The 22,102-nt window shown below is 65.1% G+C and carries 21 protein-coding genes; 15 read left to right on the top strand and 6 right to left on the bottom strand.

Annotated elements, in window-relative coordinates:
* The first annotated feature begins 5 nt into the window (after positions 1-5).
* Both CEX87_RS07410 and CEX87_RS07405 read left to right on the top strand, forming a co-directional pair.
* Positions 6-3,956: a bifunctional nitrate reductase/sulfite reductase flavoprotein subunit alpha gene (locus CEX87_RS07410; RefSeq protein ID WP_198957171.1), complete on the top strand. Its 3,951-nt coding sequence runs from the start codon at positions 6-8 to the stop codon at positions 3,954-3,956.
* Positions 3,957-4,343: 387 nt separating this feature from the next.
* Positions 4,344-6,098, top strand: a complete 1,755-nt coding sequence (locus CEX87_RS07405; RefSeq protein ID WP_094286554.1) for an HNH endonuclease signature motif containing protein — start codon at positions 4,344-4,346, stop codon at positions 6,096-6,098.
* A 327-nt stretch (positions 6,099-6,425) separates the two neighbouring features.
* Here the strand turns inward: CEX87_RS07405 and CEX87_RS07400 are convergent, their stop codons facing one another.
* Genes CEX87_RS07400 through CEX87_RS07390 form a run of 3 tightly spaced genes read right to left on the bottom strand, consistent with a single transcriptional unit; the run spans position 6,426 to position 9,629 of the window.
* Positions 6,426-7,004 carry a carboxymuconolactone decarboxylase family protein gene (locus CEX87_RS07400; protein ID WP_005086626.1) on the bottom strand — a complete coding sequence of 193 codons (579 nt, stop codon included), beginning with the start codon at positions 7,002-7,004 and terminating at the stop codon, positions 6,426-6,428.
* A gap of 34 nt (positions 7,005-7,038) precedes the next feature.
* On the bottom strand, positions 7,039-8,139 hold the full coding sequence (locus CEX87_RS07395; RefSeq protein ID WP_005086624.1) for a zinc-dependent alcohol dehydrogenase: 1,101 nt from the start codon (positions 8,137-8,139) through the stop codon (positions 7,039-7,041).
* Complete coding sequence (locus tag CEX87_RS07390; RefSeq protein ID WP_005110545.1) at positions 8,136-9,629, bottom strand: acetyl-CoA acetyltransferase; 1,494 nt, start codon at positions 9,627-9,629, stop codon at positions 8,136-8,138. Before CEX87_RS07390 ends, CEX87_RS07395 begins: the two co-directional genes overlap by 4 nt.
* A gap of 84 nt (positions 9,630-9,713) precedes the next feature.
* Here CEX87_RS07390 and CEX87_RS07385 point away from each other — a divergent pair, with 84 nt between their 5' ends.
* From CEX87_RS07385 to CEX87_RS07370, 4 genes are all read left to right on the top strand, one after another.
* Positions 9,714-10,367, top strand: a complete 654-nt coding sequence (locus CEX87_RS07385) for a TetR/AcrR family transcriptional regulator (RefSeq protein WP_369816234.1) — start codon at positions 9,714-9,716, stop codon at positions 10,365-10,367.
* A 45-nt stretch (positions 10,368-10,412) separates the two neighbouring features.
* On the top strand, positions 10,413-10,850 hold the full coding sequence (locus tag CEX87_RS07380) for a PaaI family thioesterase (RefSeq protein ID WP_005086620.1): 438 nt from the start codon (positions 10,413-10,415) through the stop codon (positions 10,848-10,850).
* Positions 10,850-11,761: an alpha/beta fold hydrolase gene (locus CEX87_RS07375; RefSeq protein WP_005086619.1), complete on the top strand. Its 912-nt coding sequence runs from the start codon at positions 10,850-10,852 to the stop codon at positions 11,759-11,761. The genes CEX87_RS07380 and CEX87_RS07375 overlap by 1 nt, the downstream gene beginning before the upstream one ends.
* A 90-nt stretch (positions 11,762-11,851) precedes the next feature.
* Positions 11,852-12,433: a TetR/AcrR family transcriptional regulator gene (locus CEX87_RS07370; RefSeq protein ID WP_005110548.1), complete on the top strand. Its 582-nt coding sequence runs from the start codon at positions 11,852-11,854 to the stop codon at positions 12,431-12,433.
* A 16-nt stretch (positions 12,434-12,449) separates the two neighbouring features.
* Here CEX87_RS07370 and CEX87_RS07365 read toward each other — a convergent pair whose 3' ends face one another.
* The 3 genes from CEX87_RS07365 to CEX87_RS07355 are packed head-to-tail and all read right to left on the bottom strand — an operon-like array spanning position 12,450 to position 15,385.
* Positions 12,450-13,649, bottom strand: a complete 1,200-nt coding sequence (locus CEX87_RS07365) for an NAD(P)/FAD-dependent oxidoreductase (RefSeq protein WP_005086617.1) — start codon at positions 13,647-13,649, stop codon at positions 12,450-12,452.
* Positions 13,646-15,034 (bottom strand): cytochrome P450, encoded by a 1,389-nt coding sequence (locus CEX87_RS07360; protein WP_005086616.1) that lies wholly within the window; start codon positions 15,032-15,034, stop codon positions 13,646-13,648. The genes CEX87_RS07365 and CEX87_RS07360 overlap by 4 nt, the downstream gene beginning before the upstream one ends.
* Before the next feature lie 30 nt (positions 15,035-15,064).
* The gene (locus CEX87_RS07355; protein WP_005086615.1) at positions 15,065-15,385 is read right to left on the bottom strand and encodes a 2Fe-2S iron-sulfur cluster-binding protein; all 321 of its coding nucleotides are present in this window, start codon (positions 15,383-15,385) and stop codon (positions 15,065-15,067) included.
* 114 nt (positions 15,386-15,499) lie between these two features.
* On the opposite strand from CEX87_RS07355, the gene CEX87_RS07350 reads away from it, so the two are divergent.
* The 9 genes from CEX87_RS07350 to CEX87_RS07305 all read left to right on the top strand — a co-directional run bounded on the left by CEX87_RS07350 (position 15,500) and on the right by CEX87_RS07305 (position 22,102).
* Positions 15,500-16,504 carry a helix-turn-helix domain-containing protein gene (locus CEX87_RS07350; protein WP_005086614.1) on the top strand — a complete coding sequence of 335 codons (1,005 nt, stop codon included), beginning with the start codon at positions 15,500-15,502 and terminating at the stop codon, positions 16,502-16,504.
* Between the two features lie 282 nt (positions 16,505-16,786).
* On the top strand, positions 16,787-17,953 hold the full coding sequence (locus CEX87_RS07340; RefSeq protein WP_005110553.1) for a thiolase family protein: 1,167 nt from the start codon (positions 16,787-16,789) through the stop codon (positions 17,951-17,953).
* Positions 17,950-18,387 (top strand): Zn-ribbon domain-containing OB-fold protein, encoded by a 438-nt coding sequence (locus CEX87_RS07335; protein WP_005061010.1) that lies wholly within the window; start codon positions 17,950-17,952, stop codon positions 18,385-18,387. The genes CEX87_RS07340 and CEX87_RS07335 overlap by 4 nt, the downstream gene beginning before the upstream one ends.
* On the top strand, positions 18,384-19,427 hold the full coding sequence (locus CEX87_RS07330; protein WP_005086613.1) for an LLM class flavin-dependent oxidoreductase: 1,044 nt from the start codon (positions 18,384-18,386) through the stop codon (positions 19,425-19,427). Before CEX87_RS07335 ends, CEX87_RS07330 begins: the two co-directional genes overlap by 4 nt.
* On the top strand, positions 19,420-19,878 hold the full coding sequence (locus CEX87_RS07325) for an FAS1-like dehydratase domain-containing protein (RefSeq protein ID WP_005086612.1): 459 nt from the start codon (positions 19,420-19,422) through the stop codon (positions 19,876-19,878). The genes CEX87_RS07330 and CEX87_RS07325 overlap by 8 nt, the downstream gene beginning before the upstream one ends.
* On the top strand, positions 19,875-20,300 hold the full coding sequence (locus tag CEX87_RS07320; protein WP_005086611.1) for a dihydroxy-acid dehydratase: 426 nt from the start codon (positions 19,875-19,877) through the stop codon (positions 20,298-20,300). The genes CEX87_RS07325 and CEX87_RS07320 overlap by 4 nt, the downstream gene beginning before the upstream one ends.
* A gap of 32 nt (positions 20,301-20,332) precedes the next feature.
* Positions 20,333-20,824, top strand: a complete 492-nt coding sequence (locus CEX87_RS07315) for an FAS1-like dehydratase domain-containing protein (protein WP_198957174.1) — start codon at positions 20,333-20,335, stop codon at positions 20,822-20,824.
* Complete coding sequence (locus tag CEX87_RS07310) at positions 20,821-21,291, top strand: hotdog family protein (protein WP_005086609.1); 471 nt, start codon at positions 20,821-20,823, stop codon at positions 21,289-21,291. The genes CEX87_RS07315 and CEX87_RS07310 overlap by 4 nt, the downstream gene beginning before the upstream one ends.
* Before the next feature lie 43 nt (positions 21,292-21,334).
* Entirely contained in the window at positions 21,335-22,102 is a 768-nt protein-coding gene (locus tag CEX87_RS07305; protein WP_005086608.1) for an enoyl-CoA hydratase/isomerase family protein, read from the top strand.

The raw sequence follows: 22,102 nt of genomic DNA, 5'->3' as shown, positions 1-22,102 counted from the left end.
CGCCCATGGTGACTCGGACGGCGTGTTCGTACTGCGGCGTGGGCTGCGGTATCGAGGTGCACACCACCACCGACCGGCAGACCGGTAACCCGGTGATCGCGCGGGTGTCCGGGGACAAGCTGCACCCGGCCAACTTCGGCAGGCTGTGCACCAAGGGCGCCACCCACGCCGAGTTGATGCGCGCCGCGGACGGCCGGTTGACCTCGGCGATGCTGCGGCCCAGCCGCGACGAGGAACTGGTCCCGATCCCCGTTGACGACGCCGTTGCCGAGGCCGGCCGGCGGCTGCGGGAGATCGTCGAGCAGCACGGTCCCGACGCGGTGGCGCTGTACGTGTCGGGCCAGATGTCCATCGAGGCGCAGTATCTCGCGACCAAACTGGCCAAGGGGTTCCTGCGCACGGTGCACATCGAGTCGAACTCACGGCTGTGCATGGCCAGCGCCGGAACCGGCTTCAAACAATCGCTGGGCGCCGACGGTCCGCCGGGGTCGTACGCCGACTTCGATTGCAGCGACCTGTTCTTCGTCATCGGCTCGAACATGGCCGACTGTCACCCCATCCTGCACCTGCGCATGGTCGACCGGCTCAAGGCAGGCGCCAAGCTGATCGTCGTCGACCCCCGCCGCACGACGACCGCCGAACGCGCTGACCTGTTCCTGCAGATCAAACCCGGCACCGATCTCGCGTTACTGAACGGGCTGCTGAATCTGTTAGTCGAAAACGGCGCCATCGACCTCGTTTTCATTGATCAACACACCGAGGGTTGGGAGGCGATGCCGGCGTTTCTCGCCGACTACACGCCCGAAAAGGTCGCTCACGTCACGGGTTTGGCGGAGGCCGACATCCGGCTCGCCGCCCAGATGATCGCCGACGCGGGGGAGTGGCTGAGCTGCTGGACGATGGGGCTCAACCAGAGCACTCACGGTACGTGGAACACGAACGCGATCTGCAACCTGCATCTGGCCACGGGCGCGATCTGCCGACCGGGCAGCGGGCCGATGTCGCTGACGGGACAACCCAATGCGATGGGTGGACGCGAAATGGGTTATATGGGCCCGGGGCTGCCGGGTCAGCGCTCGGTGACATCGGCGCAGGACCGCGCATTCGTCGAGAAGCAGTGGGGCGTGGCCCCCGGCACGATCCGTGCGGACGTCGGCCCAGGCACCGTCGACATGTTCCGGCAACTCGCTGAAGGCGACATCAAAGCGTGCTGGATCATTTGCACCAATCCCGTTGCCAGCGTGGCCAACCGGGCGACGGTCATCGATGGGTTACGTGCCGCCGAGCTCGTCATCACCCAGGACACCTACAGCGCGACCGCCACCAACACCTACGCCGACATCGTGCTACCCGCGACCATGTGGGCGGAATCCGATGCGGTGATGGTCAACTCCGAACGTAATCTCACGCTGCTGCAGCAGTCCATTCCGGCGCCGGGACAGGCCAGGCCCGACTGGCAACTGATCTGCCAGGTCGCGACCCACATGGGCTTCGGCGAGCATTTCGCCTACACCTCCAGCGAGCAGATCTTCGACGAGATCCGGCGGTTCTGGAACCCGAAGACCGGCTACGACATTCGCGGTGCCAGCTACGCGCGGCTGCGGGAGACCTCGGTGCAGTGGCCGTGCGCGCCGGACGACGAGTCCGATCGCCATCCCATCCGCTACGTCAACGACGGTGTCAGCCAGGAGTACTTCGTCGACGAGCGCGGACAGGCGCCGCGACTGGCCTTCCCAACCCCGTCGCGGCGGGCGATCTTTCACGCCCGCCCGCATATGGACGCGCGGGAACTGCCCGACGATGACTACCCGATGGTGCTCAACACCGGTCGGCTGCAACATCAGTGGCACACCATGACCAAGACGGGACGCGTCGAGTCGCTCAACAAGCTCACCGGTGAGCCGTTCGTCGAGGTGCATCCCGAGGATGCGCTGCGGCTGGGCATCGAGAACGGACGACCGGTCGAGCTCACGACGCGGCGCGGGGGCGCGGTGCTGACCGCCGTCGTCACCGAACGCGTACGGCAGGGCAGCTGTTTCGTGCCTTTCCATTGGAACGACGAGCACGGTCAGAACCTCACCGTCAACGCGTTGACCAACGACGCGGTCGACCCCGATTCGCTGCAGCCCGAGTTCAAGGTCTGCGCGGTCGACCTGCGACCGGTCGCGTCGCCGACGCTCAGCGAGCAGGAATCGCTCTACGTGTCAGGCTTTTTCAGCGGACTGGCCGAGGCCGGGGCCGATGTTCCGGTGCTGCCCGATTCAGCGCCCGTATGCACCGAGGTACGACAGTGGATCAACGGCCTGCTCGCGGGCCAGGCCCACCGTTCCTCCGAAGAACCGGTCGCTCGACCAGAACTCGACGATGGGCCGCTCGTGCTGTGGGCGTCGCAGACCGGCAACGCCGAGGACTTCGCCTCCCGACTCGCCGAGCGGCTCGGCAACGCCCAGTTGGTGAACATGGACGACCTCGCGCCGGCCGACCTCGCGACGGCCCGTGACGTACTCGTGGTCACGAGCACGTTCGGCGACGGCGGACCGCCCGACAACGGCGCGAGCTTCTGGCAGCGGCTGCAGTCCTCGGAGGCGACGCCGTTGACCGGCGTGCGGTATGCGGTGCTGGGCATCGGCGACCGCTCCTACGACGACTTCTGCGGCCACGCCAAGGCCGTCGACACGAGGCTGGCGGACCTCGGCGCCGTGCGGCTGCTCGAGCGCGCCGACTGCGAGGCCTATGACGACGAGCGGATGCGACGCTGGGCCGACGATGTCACCGCACTGCTCACCCCCGGCATCGACACGTCGCCGCCCAGGGGTGGCGTAACGACACTCGCGCGCCCGGCCACCGTCGCTCAGCCGTTCACTCGCGCGCGCCCCCTCGTCGTGCCGCTGGCCCGCAACGTAGTGCTCACCGGACCGGCGTCTCGAAAAGAGGTGCGGCAGTTCGGATTCGACATCTCCGAACACGACGTCACCTACGCAGCAGGTGATTCGCTGGGAGTGTGCGCCACCAACGATCCCGCGACGGTCGACGCGTGGCTGGCGGCCACCGGAATGCCGACTCAGCACAGCGTCGAAATCGACGGCGCCGAGATGTCGTTGCGCGATGCGCTCATCTCGCACTTCGACTTCTGCCGGATCACTCCCGACCTGGTGCGCTTCATCGCCGAGCACAGCCGCGACGCCAAGGCGCTGCGGGCACCCAAGGCCAAGCTGGACAAGTGGCTGGCCGGCCGCAACGGCCTTGACCTCGTCCAGGAATTCGTCGTGCACGCCGATCCCGACGAGTGGCGCGAGGTGCTGGTCCGGTTGACTCCGCGCAGCTATTCCATTTCGTCGAGCCCGCTGGTCAGCCCGCACGAGGTGCAGCTGACGGTGTCGGTGGTGCGCTACCGTGGCGCCGACGGCGGTCGTAGTGGCGGCGTCTGCTCGACCTTTCTGGCCGACCGCGCGTCGTCGGTGCCGGTTTTTCTGCAGCGCTCACCGCATTTCCGCCCGCCGGAGGACGGCTCGGTTCCGATGATCATGGTGGGTCCCGGCACGGGCGTCGCGCCGTTCCGTGGCTTCCTGCAGGAGCGACGGGCCCTCGGCCACCGCGGTCGCAACTGGTTGTTCTTCGGTGAGCAGCACCGCGACCAGAACTACTACTACCGCGACGATTTCGAGGATATGGCTCGCGACGGCCTGCTCGACCGGTTGGACCTCGCGTTTTCCCGCGATCAGGCCTCGCGGGTCTACGTCCAGCACCGGATGCTCGACCGCGGTGCTCAACTGTGGCGCTGGCTCGACGACGGCGCGCACTTCTACGTCTGCGGCGACGCCAGCCGCATGGCCAAGGACGTCGACGCCGCGTTGACCACGATCATCGAGCGGCACGGCGCGATGTCACACGAACAGGCGCACGACTACAAGCGCGAACTGGTCGCGGCCAAACGCTACGTACGCGACGTGTACTGAGCGCTCGCCGTGTCGCGAGCGTGCAGAGACTGCTGAACTCGAGAGGCGCGTCGTGGGCAGACACGCACGTTCGCCGAGATAGTGCTCGGTGTGTGGAACCACGGCATAAGTGCAGTTGAGTCAGGTTTGGAGAAGTCTGCACACCACGATTTCCCACGGCCACAATGACTTCCAACCACCCTCAACCCCCATGCGCCACCTAATTGAACGGCCCGCACCGCTACCGCGAACTCTCGCTACGCGAACTCTCGCTACGCGGACGCCTTCGACCTCCGATCGCCCCGCGACTTCGGATCACTTCTGGACACCCTTCTGCGGGCTACAACATCGAACACGCCGACCGCCGGCGTGCCAGCACAGTCGCCGGCCGGATCTGTCAGACCTCGAATGTATGTTCGAAGCATGTCGGGGACAGCGTTGCAGGTGGCGATCGCCGAGTTGCGGGCCGCCTATGAGCAGGTGGTTGCCTGTGATCTGGAGCTGTTGACCCGCCATGACCTGGTGGCCGCCCTCGATGAGTTCGAAACGCTGTCGTGTCAGCTGCCGACGTTGGGCCAGCGTTTGCTGGCCCGTCTGCGGTGCGAGGCCACTCCGGCTGAGATGGGTGCGCACTCCTGGAAGGAAGTCCTGCGAGTGCGCTACCGGACCTCCACACGCGAGGCCAATCGGCGCCTGACCGAGGCTGACTTGTTGGCCCCCCGCCAGGCGGTGAGCGGCGCGTCGCTGCCACCGGCACTGGCCGCCACGGCAGCCGCTCAAGGCCACGGGCTAATCAACGCCGAACATGTCGAGGTCATCCGCAAATCACTGCACAAGCTGCCGGGCTGGGTCGACACCGCCACCCGCGAACAATTCGAACTGGACCTGGTGCGCACCGCGGTCACGGTCGGACCCAAAGAACTCACCGACACCGCCGAACTGACGCTGTTTCTACTCGACCAAGACGGCCCCGCGCCCAGCGACGTCGACCGGGCCCGCAAACGCGGAATCACAAAATCCCCACAAGGCCCTGACGGGATGGTGGGGCTGCGCGCGATGCTCACCCCCGAAGCGTGGGCGCTGTGGGAGGCGATCTTCGCCAAATACGCCGCCCCGGGCATGTGCAACCCCGACGATGCCCAGCCGTGCACCTCGGGCACCCCCTCCCAGGCCCAGATCGACAACGACCACCGCAGCCTGGCCCAGCGTCAGCACGATGCGCTGATCGCTGTGGGGCGTATCGCGTTGATGAGCGGTGAGTTGGGCCGGCTCAACGGGCTACCGGTGTCGATCATCATCCGCACCACGTTGCAGGACCTGGAATCGCGCGCCGGGGTCGGCACCACCGGCGGGGGCACCCGCATGCCCATCAGTGAGGTGATCCGGTTGGCCGGCCACGCCAACCACTACCTGGCGGTGTTCGACCAAGCCACCGGTTCGGCGCTGGATCTGTTCCGCACCAAGCGCATCGCCTCCCCTGCGCAGCGGATCATGTTGATCGCTCGTGATGGCGGATGCACTAAACCGTGCTGCACCGTGGGGGCCTACGGCTGCCAAGCACACCACGTCGAAGCTGATTGGACCGATGGGGGCAACACCAACATCGACGAACTCGGCCTGGCCTGCGGACCCGACAACCGCAGCGTCACCGACGGCGGCTGGACCACCCGCATGAACAACCGCGGCGAAGTCGAATGGCTGCCCCCGCCGGGCCTCGACACCGGCCAAGCCCGCCTCAACTACTACCACCGACCCGAACGCCTCCTGCACCCCCACGACCCCGAAGAGCAACCCTCGACGCCTCGCACCGAACCGACCACGACCCCCGATGAAGACCCGCCGTCGAATGCTGAGCCTGCTGACGGCAACCAGGTCGCCGAGTCCGAGCCACCTGCGGTAGCGCCCGCCGACGATAACCAGACAGCCGACGAAATCGCAGACACGGCGTCAAGCACCGAGCCTGCTGACGGCAACGTCGCCGAAACAGAAACGGGCGCCGCAGTACCCACCGACGACAGCGAAATAGCCCACGAAGACACTGCGTCGGTTGCCGAGCCCGCCGACGACAATAACGCCGTCGAAACCGATTCCGCCGCCGCAGTGTCAGTCGACGGATCCGGTGAGCCCGGCGGACCAGCACCCCCAGGAGGCCGGGCGGCCTGACCGCCGGCGCGAACAAGCCCCGGGGATCCGCCTGGATTATCCGAGGCCGCGGGATCAACATCACTCGAGCAATTCGGCAAGTTCACGTTAACCACGGCAGCCGACTACACGACCTATGCACCGGCCGCGACCACGACACCGCCTCCAGCGCAATTACTGGCGCAAACCAACAGAAAAACCCCGGCCGATGGCCGGGGCGATCTGTAACCAATGACTCAACTCATCACAATGGTGTCCGAGGGGGGACTTGTCCGTCTACGACACGGGTCGTGGTCTGGCGATTGGGGCGCTGACCGCTTCGGTCAAGCACCGGTCCACCTTTTTCGCTCAATCGCGACGCCGAGGAGCTCGCCCATCGGGCGGCCAGCCGTCGGTACCGGACTCAAGCGGAATATTCAGAGATCGAAGCAGGATCGAAAAGAGCCGCCAATTGGCGATTGCTCCGACAAGTTCGACCAAAACCGCGTGATCGCTATTGAACGCCTTCTGGCACCCAGCCCAGTTTTCCTCGGAGATGACCCCGTCGCGTACCACATCATCGGTCGCTGCGAGGACCGCACGCTCGACTGGCCCGAGGCTTTCGGAATTCTGCCAGTCGCGCACCGCGAGGAGATCACGCTCAGGCACGCCGAGCAGTGTGGCGATTCGCCAATGTTGAGTCCATTCGTATTCGGAGCCAGTGATCCAGCCGATGCGCAAGATGACCAGCTCGCGTAGCCGCGCGTCAAGGGAACCGCGGAAGAGTAACGCGTCCAGCAGCCCATACAGCGCAACCGCCACACGCGGCTGATGAAGTGCCACGCGGAATACCGACAGCTCTGCCAACTCTTCGGGCAACCCACATTCGGCAGCTCGCAGCTGGGCCTGCTCACGGTCGAGCATCGGTACGCGTTCCGCCATGGTCACGGGTGGCCCTCTCTGTTGAACCTCTGCACCGCCGTTAGGGCGTGGGCAAAAAGACGTTGTGGAGCGCCCCACTTGATCGGGCACTTTCATCTGCAAGCGAAGTGAGCAGCTGTGCGAGCCCAGCGAATCCGGTTGATTCTCTGGTGATCCGGTCGAACGGCCAGCGGCCCATGGCGAGAATCTCGAGGGCTGCCCGGTAGGCGGGATACTCCACGCCGAGTGCGCCTACGACGTGTAATTCTTTATAGACCAACAAGTCTGGTTCAAACCGGGGCGCGCCGCCTCCTCCGCGGGTGCCGGCCACCACAATTGTGCCGCCGGGCCTGGCAAGGCCGACGGCATCGGCGAACGCGGAGGGTGCTTTGGCGGTGACGTCGACGACCACGTCGGCAAGCCGTCCGCCTGTCTCACGCTGAAGCGCGGTCGCTGCATCGTCCTGCGATACATCGATGGGCAGGTCGACACCGAATGATCTGGCGATGGCCAGTCGTTGTTCGTCGCGTGGGCCGACGCCGGTCATCGCGACGAACGCGGCTCCCGCCTCTTTGGCCGCCACCGCCGCACAGATTCCGCGGATGCCGGGCCCCAGGATCGCTACGACGTCCCCGGCCTTGGTGTCGGGAAGAGTCGCCCCCCATTGGATACCGGCCCCGAGAGGGTTGAACAACGTGGCGAGAACGGGGTCCATGTCTTCGGCAATCGGGAGCAGCATCGCGTCCCACGGAAGCTCCACATGGGTGGCGTATCCGCCCCATAAGCCCGCGCCGATCTCCACGTCGACGAACCCGAACATGGTGGCGATGCCGTTCACCGCGCACCGCCGGTATTCGCCGCGGCGGCACTCGGGGCAGTCTCGGCAGGACCGGAACACCTCAACGGCCACGCGCTGGCCGGCTTGTACACCCCAGCGTTGGCCGGCCGCAGCGCCGACATGTTCGACGATGCCGACGATTTCGTGCCCTGGAACGAATGAGAAGCCGGCAGGCAGGTGTCCGGTGAATTGTTCGTGATCTGTTCCGCACAGACCGCATGCTTCAACTCGCAGGATCGCACCCCGGTCGCCGACGTCGGGGATGATCATCTGGCGCCGCTGCAGACTCCGCGGTCCGGTCAGCACCATCGCCTCGGCGATCATGGAAGCTCGAATCCGGTGAACGACCCTGTGTTTCGGAGGCACACCGTTTTACCTACATACATTTCCCCGCCCATCGCCTCGGCAATCTGCGGATCGTCGCTGCGTGCGACGACTCTTCGCCCGTCGGACAGGTGCGCGATGATCGGAGTCCATCGAGGTTGCCCGTCTCGGTCGTAGACGACGGTGTATCCGTCCACTGTCGCGCAACCGGTCGCCTCGTCGACGCCTGCGACACCCAACCTCGATGAATCGATCTGAGCTTGCTCGACCGCCGTGTCGAGCAGTCGCCACCCGGTTGGTGGCGGGGTGGCCGACCACAGACCGACCGAATGCTTCGTCGAATACCACCCGAGGCCGGTGACGAGTCCGACATCGGTTGGGTCGCGTCTACACCGTCGGACCATCTCAACGATCGAGTGGCTGACGTAATTGTTTCCGGGACCGCCGTGATACGGCAGGCCTCCGGTTACTGTGAGGCCTCTGTCGTCGAGGGGGTCCAAGTCGAGAGCCTCGGCAGTCATCTCAATTGCCGACGGGAAGCAGGAGTAGAGATCGAACCACCGGATGTCGTCGATGGTCAACCGCCCCGCATTGAGAGCCTTCCGTGCCGCTACCTCGATACCCGATGAGCGACTGAGGTCCGGCCGTTCCACGGGGAAGTACACGTCGTTGCAAGTCGCTGCTGACCAGGGAAAGACCCAACGATCGCGCGCGACGCCCAATTCGTCCGCCACCTCGGCCGCCATGAGAATGAAGGCGGCAGCCATGTCGACGGACATGATGCTGTTGAGCAACTTGGGATAGGGCAAGCAGACCATGCGGTTTTCCGCGGTGACTTCGCTGAGTTCGGTGGCACTTCGTGCGCGTGGGAACCAGGCCTGTTCCGGATGGCGTGCCGCCTCGGCTGTGAACGGTGCCATCAGCGTGCCCAGCCACTCCCGTTGAGCATCGAAGTCGCGGCCGTGGCGCGCGGCGATCGCGGACTCGAAGATGGGATACACCTCGTGCGGCCAACTCAGACCCACCGACAATTCGGCTTGACTCAGCCCGGGGCGGGCGTCGCCCAGGGATTCGTCGCCGGAGCGGGGTGGGGGCGGCGAGTCGAGAAGTGCCCTGCCCTGAAGCTTGCGTGCGGAATGCCCGCTCTCCGCCCCGACGACCAGGACGACATCTGCACGGCCTTCGCGTATTTCGCCACCCAACACCTCGACGAGATACTGCGGGGTGTTTCCGCCGACGGGACAGCTGATGCGGCGGGCGGGACTGATGTGCATCGCTTCGGCGATCCTGCTGGCGGGATTGTCGCGCGGTATGACCAGGATGCCGGGAGTCGCGACGGTGTCGATGCGCCGCTCGACCGGGCGACCTGCGTCTTTGACCGCGCGGCGTGCGGCTTCTACCGCCAAGTCGATCGGGTCCACGAAGTCGTTCCCGCGATGGGTAACTTCGCCCACGCCGACGACAACCGGGGTACGCGCTTCTACCAACATCGGCATCGGCATCCGCTCAGGGCCACGGGGCTGACTTGAGACATAACTGCGATGGTGTCATGTGCGTGGGCAAGTCACAATGGTGTGCGCGCGCGGCATACTGGCTGTGTGTCGACGAGGTTGTTGAGATGGGGCGCCGCCGCGCCGACAGATCGTGGGTCCGCTCGCGACCGGTTGCTCGATGCTGCCGAGCGGTGCCTCGAGAGTTGCGGTGTGGTGGGCACGACTATGGAGGACATCGGCAGAACAGCGGGTGTGTCCAGGGCAACGGTGTATCGCTACTTCCCCAGTCGGGAGGCGGTGATGTCGGGCGTCATCATTCGCGCCGCCGAGCGCTATCTCGACCGCATCAGCCCGCGGATCGCGGCGCACGCCGACCTGGGCTCCGCGCTCGTCGACTTCGTGGAATACACGGTTGAGGCCGCGCGCCGCGAAGAGATCATCGGATTGTTGTTCGGCAGCGACGAGGAACTAGCCGGCGTGGGTCTCGCGGCGGGGACCTCGACGTCCCTCTTCGAAATCGTCACCGAATTTCTGCGTCCCATCTTCACCAGACACTGGAGTTGCGTGGAACCGGGGGTCTCCGTCGACGACGCCGCCGAGTGGGTTGTCCGCACGATACTGAGCCTGCTGACTGTTCGAGGGCCGCGGGAGCGCAGTCGTGACGGACTCCGGGCGTTTCTGTCGAGGTTTCTCCTTCCGGCGATCCTGGCGGGTGACCACGCTCGACCGATGTGACATCTATGGAGTAATGTCTCGACGGCAGATGAGGTAGGAGGGCCTGTGCAATTCACCACGTTCAACGAACAGGTCGCTGAGCAACTCAAGAGCGCAGCAGAAACCACGGGCGGGTTGGCCGGTTACCTCGGCTTCCGTCACACCGAATTCGCTGCGGGACGGCTCGTCGCGGAGATGGACGCACGCGACGACCTGAAGACGCCGTTCGGCAACCTGCATGGGGGCTGCTTATCGGCCATGGTCGACCACTGCCTCGGCGTGGTGTTTTATCCCGTGATTCCACTGGGATCTTGGGTCGCGACAACGGAGTTCAAACTGAATCTGCTTCGTCCGGTCTCCAGCGGCACCTGTGTAGCCACAGCTGAGATCATCGCGCTGGGCAGAACCAGCGGGGTGGCGCGGATCGACATCTGCAACGACGGCAGAGCGGTGTGTGCGGCCCAGGGAACCGTCACCGTCGTCGCACCGAAGACGAGCTCCTGATGTCGGCAAAGAGAACAGGCGATTCGTCGGCTCCTGTGGTCGAGCGCGTGCCCACGGCAGACGGGCTGGCGCTGGCCGTCGACCTCTACCACTGTGACGCACCGCGGGCGGTCGTGTTGCTCCTTCACGGCGGCGGTCAAAGCCGACACGCCTGGGACGTCACCGCCCAACGCCTGCACCAGCGGGGATACACGGTGGCCGCGTACGACACCAGGGGACACGGGGACAGCGACTGGGACCCCGACGGACGCTATGACATGGACCGGCTGGGGTCCGACCTATTGGCCGTGCGCTCATACGCCGATTCCGGCCGCCCCGTCGCCGCGATCGGCGCATCTCTGGGCGGGTTGACCATTCTCGGAACACACTTGCTCGCCCCGCCGGATCTATGGCAGGCCGTCGTGCTGGTTGACGTCACTCCGCGAATGGAGATGGACGGCGCCCGACGAGTCGTAGCGTTCATGTCGGCACACCCCGAAGGTTTCGACAGCCTAGAGTCGGCCGCTGACGTGATCGCCGCCTACAACCCGCACCGCCCTCGCCCCGAAAACCTCGACGGGCTCCGAAAAGTCCTCGCCCGTCGCGAAGACGGTCGCTGGTCCTGGCGATGGGATCCAGCCTTCGTGACGTCGAATTTCCAGTTCCTGCAGGGTGATCCAGACGAGGGCGCTGAGTACTTCGAGATGATGAGCGCCTTCCTTCTCGATGGTGCGCGGCAGGTGTCCGCGCCAACGCTGCTGGTCCGGGGCCTACTATCTGACATCGTCTCCGAAGAGACAGTAAGGCATTTCCTGACCGTCGTTCCGCACGCGCAAACCGTTGACGTGTCGGGCGCGGGACACATGATTGCCGGCGACAACAACGACGCATTCTCGACGGCGGTCGTCGAATTCCTCGACAGGACCATATGAACCCTGCTGTCGGTTGACTGCCCATGTAGGGCTGGCGCCTATCCTGCTCCTATGCCAACTGAACCAGTGCGGGTGTCTTTCCGCCGGCATGTGCGCGAAAAGGTTTTGAGGGCGACACGAGAACTCGCCATCGAGAAGGGCTGGGATCAGGTCCGGATGAGCGAGGTTGCCGAATCGGTCGGCGTCTCCCGCCCGACGTTGTACAAAGAGTTCGGCGACAAACAGGGGCTCGGCGACGCGCTTGTGGTGTCGGAGGGCCAGCGCTTTATGGAAGGCATTCTTGCCGTCCTTGCCGAACACGTGGGCGACGTGCGGGGCGGCATCACCGCAGCGGTGCAATTCACCCTCTGTGAAGCAGAAGACAGCCCGCTCCTCAAGGCAGTTCTGACGTCCAACCCTTCGGGGAATGATCGCGGTGGCTCGTCGTCTACTGGAGTCCTACCTCTTCTGCCGACGTCGGCTTCCCTGCTTCAGCTCTGCTCCGCGGCTCTGATCACGTGGTTTAACGACCACTTCGACGATCTCGATCCCGAAGACGTTGAGGAGGTCGCAGATGTTCTGGTGCGACTGACAGTGAGTCATGTTGTACTCCCCGCCGCGGACATCGCCACCACCGGTGAGCGGATCTCCCGCGTAGCACTCAGGTACCTGGGAGTTGTCCACAGTTTGTAGCCAGCAAGCTCTCGTGTCAGATCGAGCCGGCGAGGAGCTCTGAGCGGTCAACTCGGAGCTGCTGGCTGATGGCCCGCTTACTGGACATGAAATCGCGAGGACGATTGACGCAGTCGGCGGCGATGAGTTCGCCCTCGCGGAAGTAGAAGCAGCTGAAGTCACGGTCACGCGACGGGTCACCACTGAGCAACAGTTCGTCGTATCCGGCGTTGAGACCGGCAATCTGGAGTTTGAGATCGTACTGGTCGGACCAGAACCACGGAAGCGCAGCGATTGCGCTGTGTTTTCCGCAGATTGTCGCCGCAGCGATCTTGGCCTGCTCGCCGGCGCTCGATACGGATTCCAAACGAATACGCGAGCCGTATCGAGCCATGGTGTGGCTCGTGCAGTCGCCGGCGGCCACGATGTCGGGGTCGCTGGTGCGGGCCTGGTCGTCGATCACGATGCCGTTGTCGACGGATAATCCTGCGGCCGAGGCGAGCTCGGTGTTCGGCACCACACCGACGCCGACGATGACCAAGTCGGCGGGGATCGATTCGCCGTCAGCCAGCACGACCTCCTGCACCCCACCGTTACCGGAGAAGGCTTCGACGAGGGCGTGTGTTCGGATCTCCACTCCCTCGCCGCGGTGGATTCGCGTGTAAAACGCGGAAACCTCCGGCGCGGTGACCCTTTCGAGTACACGCTCGGTTGCCTCGAGGACGGTGACGTTCATGCCGAGCGAACACAGCGAGGCCGCCGTTTCCAACCCGATGTAACCGCCGCCCACGATCACAACCCTCCGACCCGGTGTGGCGGCGGCACGGATCAACTCGACGTCTGCAGCGGTACGCAGGTAGTGAATTCCGGGAAGATCCACCCCTGGTGTGGGGAGTCGTCTGGCCCTTGCGCCGGTGCATAACGCGAGCTTGGTGTACGTCAGCGTGTCGCCGGTGCTCAGAGACACACGCTTGGCACTCCGGTGGATCGCCTCCACGGTCGCATTCAAGAGTCGAATGTGCTGCTTTTCGTAGAAATCAGCGCCGCGAATCAGGAGGTCGTCGAGGCCGTTCTTGCCGGCCAGGTATCCCTTCGACAACGGAGGCCGGTGGTAGGGCAGTCCCCCCTCGTCGCCGATGAGCACGACCTCCCCAGACCACCCCTCCCTTCGAAGATTAGCTGCCAACTGCGCGCCGGCGTGGCTCGCGCCGACGATCACCGCTCGTTCGGGAGTCATGCACTCGGCCTGGGAGTGAGGCGAACCATCAGCTTGCTGATACCCCTGACGAAATTCGATTGCACATACTCGGGTTCGCCGACCACCTCGATGTTCTCAAAGCGAGGGAGCAATTCCTCCCACAGGATTCGAAGCTGCAACTCAGCAAGTCGGTTTCCCATGCACCTGTGCACGCCGAACCCGAACGAGATGTGATTGCGGGCGTTGCTCCTATCGATGATCAACTCATCGGCCCGCTCGAAGACACGCTCATCGCGGTTACCAGAGGCGTACCACATCACGACCTTGTCGCCCTTGCGGATGAATTGCCCGTTCAACATGATGTCTTTTTTCGCGACTCGGCGCATGTACGCCAACGGGGTCTGCCAGCGAATGATCTCGGACACCATGTTGGGAATCAGGTCAGGGTTCGCCTTCAACTTCTCGAACTGATCGGGGAACTGGTTCAAGGCGAGAACCCCTCCGCTCATCGAGTTGCGAGTCGTGTCGTTTCCCCCGACGATCAGCAATACCAAATTGCCGAGGAATTCCATCGGGCGGTCGATGAGATCCTTAGTGTCCTCGTTGGCCTGCAGCATCGTGATCAGATCGAAGCCCGGTCGCTCCCCGTTGGCGGTACGGGCCGCCTTGTCATGCCAGAGAGCGCTGAGCCCCTTCGCCATGTCGACCATGCCACGAAACACTCTGTCGTTGTCGGAAGGACCGCCATTGGCTTGCTCCATGGAGGTGGCGAGGTCCGACCATTCCACGAGCTTGTGCCGCTGCTCGTACGGGAAGTCCAGCAGGGTCGCGAGCATGCGCGCTGTCAGTTCGATGGAGACGTGGTGCACCCAATTGAACGGCTGATCCACCGGTAGATCGTCCAGCACTTCCTGGACACGCGAGCGGATCAGCCCCTCCATCTCGCGCAGGTTCTTCGGCGCGACAACCCCTTGGACGGAAGCGCGCTGCAGGTCGTGTTGTGGCGGATCCATCGCGATGAACATGGCGATGTCCATAAAACGAGGCGGTCTCCCGATGATGATGAACGGCTCTGCGGAGAAAGCCTCGTGGTTCTTGTCGACGGCGATGATGTCCGCGTGGCGGGTCACCGACCAGAACGGGCCGAACGGACTGCGAGCCTGGTAATGCACCGGCGCCTCGTTGCGCACGCGTTCGAAGTAGGACTTCCAGCGGCCTTGGCGGTAGAGGAACGGGTTGCTGAGATCGATGTCGGCGATATCGACGTCCTCGACCGGAGGAATGGGCGTCTCGGTGAAGATCTTCTTACCATTGGTTCCGGTTACCCACCGACGTGTCTTGTCGTAGAGGTGTGCGCCGCGGATTTGCAGCTCCAGAGGCACGGCAGACTGGGCTTTGGCGGCCACTGCCGCGGGAATACTCATTATTGTTTCCTCCAAATCCATGACGTTGTTTCAGAGCTGGAACTCAGGTAGCTCGACCGTCAAGCCATCCCATGCCTCGGAGGCGGCCATCTGGCAGGACAGCCTCGACGTCCGCTGACGCTCGGGGTTCATCGCGAGCATCTCCTCTTCGTTGGCGCCGCAGAGTCCCACCGTGTCCGACCACTCGGGAGCGACGATCACGTGGCATGTTCCGCATGCGGCTTCCCCTCCGCAATCGCCGTCGATGCCGGGCACCGCGTTATTGACCGCAATCTGCATCAAGGACTGCCCTTCGGCCAAGGGGGCTTCGTACTTCTCGCCGTCATGAGAGACGAAGGTGACGACTGCCATGATTAACTCTCCTCAATCTGGAACTTCTCTTTTTAGTGTTGTCGCGCGTGACCAGCGTCGCTAGACTCGCAGGAGTCAAAGAGTTGTGTTTTTAGCTCACGCGCAGGGAGGCACGTGAAACTCGACGACTCGGGTATGCCAGCGCTGGCTTTCCTGCAGATGCTGGACAGTGAGGCGCTGGGGCATGACGCCAGCATTGCGCTGCGCAGCATCATGGTTCGCGAGCACGTCACCGAGTCGATGTTGGTGGGCCGCGACGCGCAGGTCCCCTTACGGTGGTTCAGGGAGATATATTCCGATTTCGATTGTGATCAGGGAACCCGTCTGGGTTTCGCGTTCGCTGAACACGCCAAACTGACGTCCTTTGGGGCACTCAGTGTTCCCTTGGTCAGCGCGGGCTCGGTAGCCGAGGTTGTCGAGTTGCTTGCTTATCTGCCGGTGATCACCACAGCCCTCAGCCCGTCGTTCCATTCGACGGAACGCGGCCTCACGATCGGGCTCACCGGTCGCACCGGTGACGCGGGCCTGAACTGCCTGGCCGTCACCTACGGTGGGCTGGCGCTGTTGCGTCTGCTCGACATGCTCGCGGGTGCCGTACCGAATATTGAACTGCATCTGAGTCATTCAGCGCCGGAGTCGTGGGTTCTTCATGACGAAGTGTTGGCGGGTCGGATCTTCTTCGACGCCCCCAGCTCGTTCGTCCACGTTCCCGCGGCTACGCTGGAGGAGGTCTGTCGATTCTCCGATCCTGTGGCGTACCGGATTGCCGTCACCGATTTGCAGCGAACTCTCGATCAACGACGTGACACGTCGGTCTCCGAAAAAGTAAGGGACCTGCTCGAGAAAGATCCCGGAAAAACGAACATCAGCCGGACGGCGGGCGAGCTCTCGATATCCCCGAGCACGTTGAAGCGGCGCCTGCGCGAAGAGGGGACCACCTTTCGAGAATTACGTCAGTCGTTCTTGCAGGAGCGAGCAATTCTGCGAATTCTCGACAGATCGGTGTCTGTAAGCGAGATCGCGGCAGAACTCGGGTACGCGGACCTCACGAACTTCACACATGCGTTCAAACGGTGGACCGGTCGGTCACCGCGCCACTTCAGAAAAACGCGCGACTGAGCGCGCAAAGTTCCGCCCGGGCGCGTGCCGGGCGTCCACCGGAACCAGCGGGCTTCGCGATCGGCCTCATCTGTCACCTGGACATCGTCGAGAAACGACACGATCGGCGCGGGTTTCGGTCATCGCAGCACCCTCTTGGGAAGAGGCGCAACGACATCCAGAGAATCCATACCGCGCTGGCGGCGGGTGCGGGCCGGGGGTGACGCGGACCCCCTAGTCACGCTATGCTAACCGTCGTTCACGTCGGGACCGGCGTTGAACGCGTGGTCGGAAGGAGTCCGGATGCCACACGACCAGCCGGCCATCATCGGTGCCGCCGAAGTCGCTCCAGGAAGAAACGTTCCGTACACCTCCACTGAATTGCATGTGCGCGCCGCGGTCGCGGCTCTCGCCGACGCAGGGGTGGTCCCAGACGAGGTCGACGGTCTCGTGTGCGCCGGGCCGATGACGAACGAGGGTTCGATCTTCCTGTCCGAGGACCTCATGGACTATCTCGGGCTGCACAACCTGAAACTTCAGATGACCTGTCAGCTTGGCGGCGGGACCCATCTGGCCATGACGCGCATGGCGAGTAACGTCATCGCCCGGGGCGAGGCCGAGACGGTGCTGGTCGTGTCGGCGGGCAAGTTTCCACCGATCCGCGATGGCGGGCGCGAACTGATGGCGCTGGTGTGTGACCACGCGTTCGAGATGCCCTACGGACCCTCCGTGCCGGCGCTGTACGGTTTGATCGCGCAGGCCTGGATGCACGAGACGGGACAGGGCAAGGCGGACATCGCCGAGGTCACCGCGTCGCAGGACCGGTGGGCCGCGCTGAATCCCGCGGCGATCGCGCACCGCTCACAACGCCTGACTGTGGAGGACGTGCTGGCGTCCCGCCCGATCGCCGGGCCGTTCCACTTCTACCACTGCTCGATTCCCTGCGAGGGCGGTGGCGCGCTCGTGCTGGGCTCGGCCCGCCGGGCTCGCGCGGGCAAACACCGGCCGGTACACCTGCTCGGGTTTGGAGAGGGTCACACCCACGGTTTTCTGACCTCGCTGGCCCGCCCGGGTCGTACCGGGGCCGCCCGTTCGGGTCCGATGGCCTTCGAGCGCTCCGGACGGGCGCCGGCCGACATCGACATCGCCTTGCTCTACGACGCCTTCGCCTCAAACCCGGCGATGATCCTGGAGGAGGCGGGCTTCGTGAAGCCCGGCGGGGCAGGCGATTTCTACCGTGACGGCCGCGCCGATCCGGGGGGCGACCTTCCGGTGAACACCGACGGCGGCCTGATCCGGTTCGGGCACACCGGGACCTCCTCTGGCATTTCGCAGATCCTCGAGGGTTATTGGCAGTTGTCCGGTCGCGCCGAGGGCCGTCAGGTCTTCGGGGCGGACACCGCGTTCGTGCACAGCTACGGCTCGATGCTGTGCAGTCACGTCAGCATGGTGATGGAGGGAGCGTCATGACCGCAGCTTCGAGTTCCCTCGACGGTCTGCACGATCCTGAGGCGCTGCCGCCGCTGACCGATGTCAACCGTCCCTACTTCGCAGCAGCGGCCCGCGGCGTACTCGTCTTCCAGCGGTGCGCGAACGGCCACCCGTTCCTCTACCCGCGGCTGGTGTGTCCCGTCTGCCATGACGGTGAGTTGGCCTGGGAGACCGCGGCGGGTACTGGTGAGATCGTCAGTTTCGCGCCGGTGTACCGCCCCCCGTGGGACTCGTTCCCGCGCAGCGAGCCGTACGTCGTCGTGCTCGTTCGTCTGGACGAGGGGCCGCAGTTGTTGGCCAGTCTCGAGGGCGTGGCCCCCGATGAAGTTGCGATCGGCGCAAGAGTGCGCGCAGTGTTCGAGCGGGTGAACGAGGACCTTGGGCTGGTCCGATTCAGGCCGGCGGCGTCGTGAGCACGTACGGGGTCTCGGTGCTCGGCGCGGACTTGGCCACCCTTGTCGAGACCGCCGAGGCTACCGACCTCGCCGGCTTCGACGCCGCCTGGGCCTCGGAGTTCTACTCGCGCTCCGGCTCGATCTCGATGGCCGCGATGGCCGCGCGCACAAAGCGCTGCCGCATCGGGTCGTCGATCCTGTATGGCGTCGGGCGCAGCCCGCTCGTGCTCGCCACCGAGGCGCGTGACCTCGACGAGCTTTCAGGCGGGCGCGTCGTGCTCGGGCTCGGCAACGGCACACGCCGCATGATGAGCGACTGGCACGGCGTGGAGGACACCTCCGCTCCCGCTCTGCGCATGGAGGAGCTGGTCCCGCTCGTGCGTCGGATCTGGAACCTGCACGAGGGCCCCGTGCGCCATGAGGGTCGCTTCTATCGGATGAATCTCGTCCCGACCGGCGACGTCGCGCCGCCGCAGCGGGCCATCCCGATCATCACCGCGGGCGTGCGTCCGCGGATGTGCGAGGTGGCAGGGCGCGTCGCCGACGGGTTGGCCGGTCATCCGCTATTCACCACGACCTACGTCGAGGAGGTCGCCCGCCCAGCCGTCGTGCGCGGTGCGGAGCGGGCCGGACGCGATCCCGCCGACATTGAGATCGTCTCGATGGTCATCTGCGCGGTGCACGACGACCCACAGATCGCACGCCGTGAGGCCGCGCAGCAGATCGCGTTCTACTCCTCGGTGAAGACCTACGAACACGTTCTCGATGTGAGCGGCTTCGCCAGGCAGGGGGCGGCGATTCGCGACGCGTTCGCGCGGCGTGACCTGCCGGCCATGTTCGCAGCCGTCACCGACGACATGATCGACGCGATGGCGGTGGCCGGCACCGCCGCCGAGGTCCGAGAAGGGCTGCGCCGCTACGAGGGCGTGCTGGACCACATCGTTCTCTACTCACCCTCGATCGGCCTCGCGCCCGAGCGCATCGCCGAGAACCTAGGCAGCCTCATTCGCGATTGTGCACCGGCCTTCGCCGGCGGGAAAGGTGACCAGAGTGGCTGACGCATCGCTCATCGGGACGCAACTCGGGAGCACCACATTTCCCGTCGACCGGTCCAAAGTGCGCGAGTTCGCGCTGTCCCTCGACGACCACGACCCGATCTACCAGGACGCCGCAGCGGCCCGCGCCGCCGGCTTCGGCGCGATCCCCGCTCCGCCGACCTTCGTCGTCTCCTCGGCTCACTGGCGCGCCGACGACGACATGTTCGGCGCCCTCGGGCTCGACCTGCGACGCGTACTGCACGGTGAGTGCGGCTGGGAGTATTTCGCGCCGGTGGTCGTCGGCGACGAGCTCACCGAGACGCGTCGGGTGTCGAACGTGACCAGCCGCGAGGGCAAGCGCGGCGGCACCATGACAATCGTGACGATCGAGACCGACTTCACCAACCAGCGCGACGAACTCGTCGTGCGCCAGACCGACGTCTTGATCGAAACCGGAGGCTCCACCCAATGACGACATCCCCCGCGCCGGTGGCGTTGGCCGCCGGCGACGAGATGCCGAGCTCACAGTTCGGCCCGCTGACGCGCTCGCACATCGTCCGCTACGCCGGGTCCGGCGGCGACTTCAACCCGATCCACCATGACGAGGAGTTCGCCCGCGCGGCCGGCATGCCCGGTGTGTTCGGTATGGGACTGCTGCACGGCGGTGTGCTCGCCCAGCGGCTGACCGCCTGGGTGGGGCTGGCCAACATCCGCTCGTTCCGCATCCGGTTCACCGGTCAGGTATGGCCCGGTGACCTGCTCAGCTTCGGCGGCAGGGTCACCGGCGTGCGCGAGGCCGGAGGGCAGCAGGTGGCAGACCTCGAACTCGTGGTCACGCGCCAGTCCGGCGAACCCGCGATAAAGGGGAGCGCCGTCGTGCAGGTGGCCCGGTGAGCGCGCCAACGAGCGACGTCACCGGCCTCGGGATGACATTCGGGACCTTCGACGAAGGCCGGGCGTGGGTCGGTCATCGCTCCGAACCGCGGCGTGGGTGGTTCCCGATCGACCGCTCGATGGTGTTGTACTACTGCTCGCTCGTCGAGGACGCGAACCCCCGTTACTGGGAGGGTGAGGACTGCCCGCCCGGGCTGCTGATGAGCCTCGGCTTCGCGCCGCAGTGGGTGCCCGGGTACCTAGCGCGTGCCGACATGATGTTCGCGCTCAGCGTCCCGTTGCCGGGCCACCACATCATCAACGCCTCGACGACGACGGAGTTCGAACGCCGGCCCCGGGTAGGCGATCACGTGTCGATCGTGGAGGAGATCGCCTCGATCTCCGAGCCGAAGACGACGCGGGTGGGCACCGGCGTGTTCATCACCACGGTGAGTACGTTCTCCGACCAGCACGGTGAGGTCATCGGCCGCAACACCAACGTGCTCTTCCGATACGACACCGCCGATAGTGAAGGCGCATCATGAACGGATCCACCGAGCACAGCATGGTCCGCTTCCCCGTGCGGTTCGAGGACATCGCCGTCGGCGACACCCTGACGCCCGTCTCGATCGAGATCAGCTACAAGCGCATCTGCATGAACGCGGCTTCGACATGGGACTGGTTCCCCGGTCACCACGACCCCGACTACGCGCGCAGCCAGGGCCAGCGCACAATCTACCTGTCAACCCTCTTCTTCCATGGCTTCATCGACCGCGGCCTCAACGAATGGGCCGGACCCGACGCGCTCATCCGGCGCCGCAGAATCTCAATGATCCGGTCGATCTACCCGGGCCAGACCGCGACCCTGAGCGGCAAGGTCGTGGCCAAACGCGACGATGGCGGACGGCGCCTCGTCGACCTCGAGTTGCTCGTCTCGAGCGAAGATGGTCCGTGCGTGCCGAGTGAAGCCACCGTTGAGCTGGCCGACCCGTTTGTCGAGGTGCCGGGGTGAACTGCCACTCACATGCGAGACGACGGTGAGGGACGGAGGCTCGGTGGCCGAGCAACCGATTCGCTACGAGGTCGTCGACAGCGTGGCCTGGCTGACGATAAACCGGCCCGAGGCGCGCAACGCGCTGAACAACGCTGTGCGCACGGGGCTTATCGACGCGGTACTCCGCTTCAATGACGACGACGCGGCGAAGGTGCTCGTCCTCACCGGCGTGGGCGATAAGGCGTTCTGCGCCGGCGGGGACTTGAAGGAGATGGCGCAGAACGCGCTCAAGGTGCCCCCGAAGGACTTCGCTCCGCAGTTCGGCCGCAACATCGATGTCGCGAAGCCGACGATCGCGGCCGTCAACGGTGTCGCGTTCGCCGGGGGCTTCCTGCTCGCGCAGCAGTGCGACCTGGTCGTGGCCGCCGAACACGCGACCTTCGCCGTCAGCGAGGTCAAGGTCGGCCGCGGTTCGCCGTGGGCGACACCCCTGTCGTGGCTGGTGCCCCCGCGCGTTGCCATGCAAATCCTGCTGACCGGCGACCCGATCACCGCCGCGCGCGCCCACCAGGTCGGCTTGGTCAATGAGGTGGTGCCGGCCGATCAGTTACGCGAGCGTACCCAGCAGTTGGCGCTCAGCATCGCCGCGAACGCACCGCTGTCCGTGCTCGCGTCCAAGCGCACCGTGTACCTCTCGGCGCAGCACCACCTCGCCGCCGCGTACGACCTGGCCGACGAGATATGGGAGCCGGTCTATCTGAGCGACGACGCGCAGGAAGGCCCGGCGGCGTTCCGCGAGAAGCGCGCGCCGCAGTGGAAGGGACACTGA

The sequence above is a fragment of the Mycobacterium lehmannii genome (genome assembly GCF_002245535.1).
Classification (GTDB): domain Bacteria; phylum Actinomycetota; class Actinomycetes; order Mycobacteriales; family Mycobacteriaceae; genus Mycobacterium; species Mycobacterium lehmannii.
Note: the sequence above shows the minus strand (reverse complement) of the source record. Positions and strands in the feature narration are given on the sequence as shown.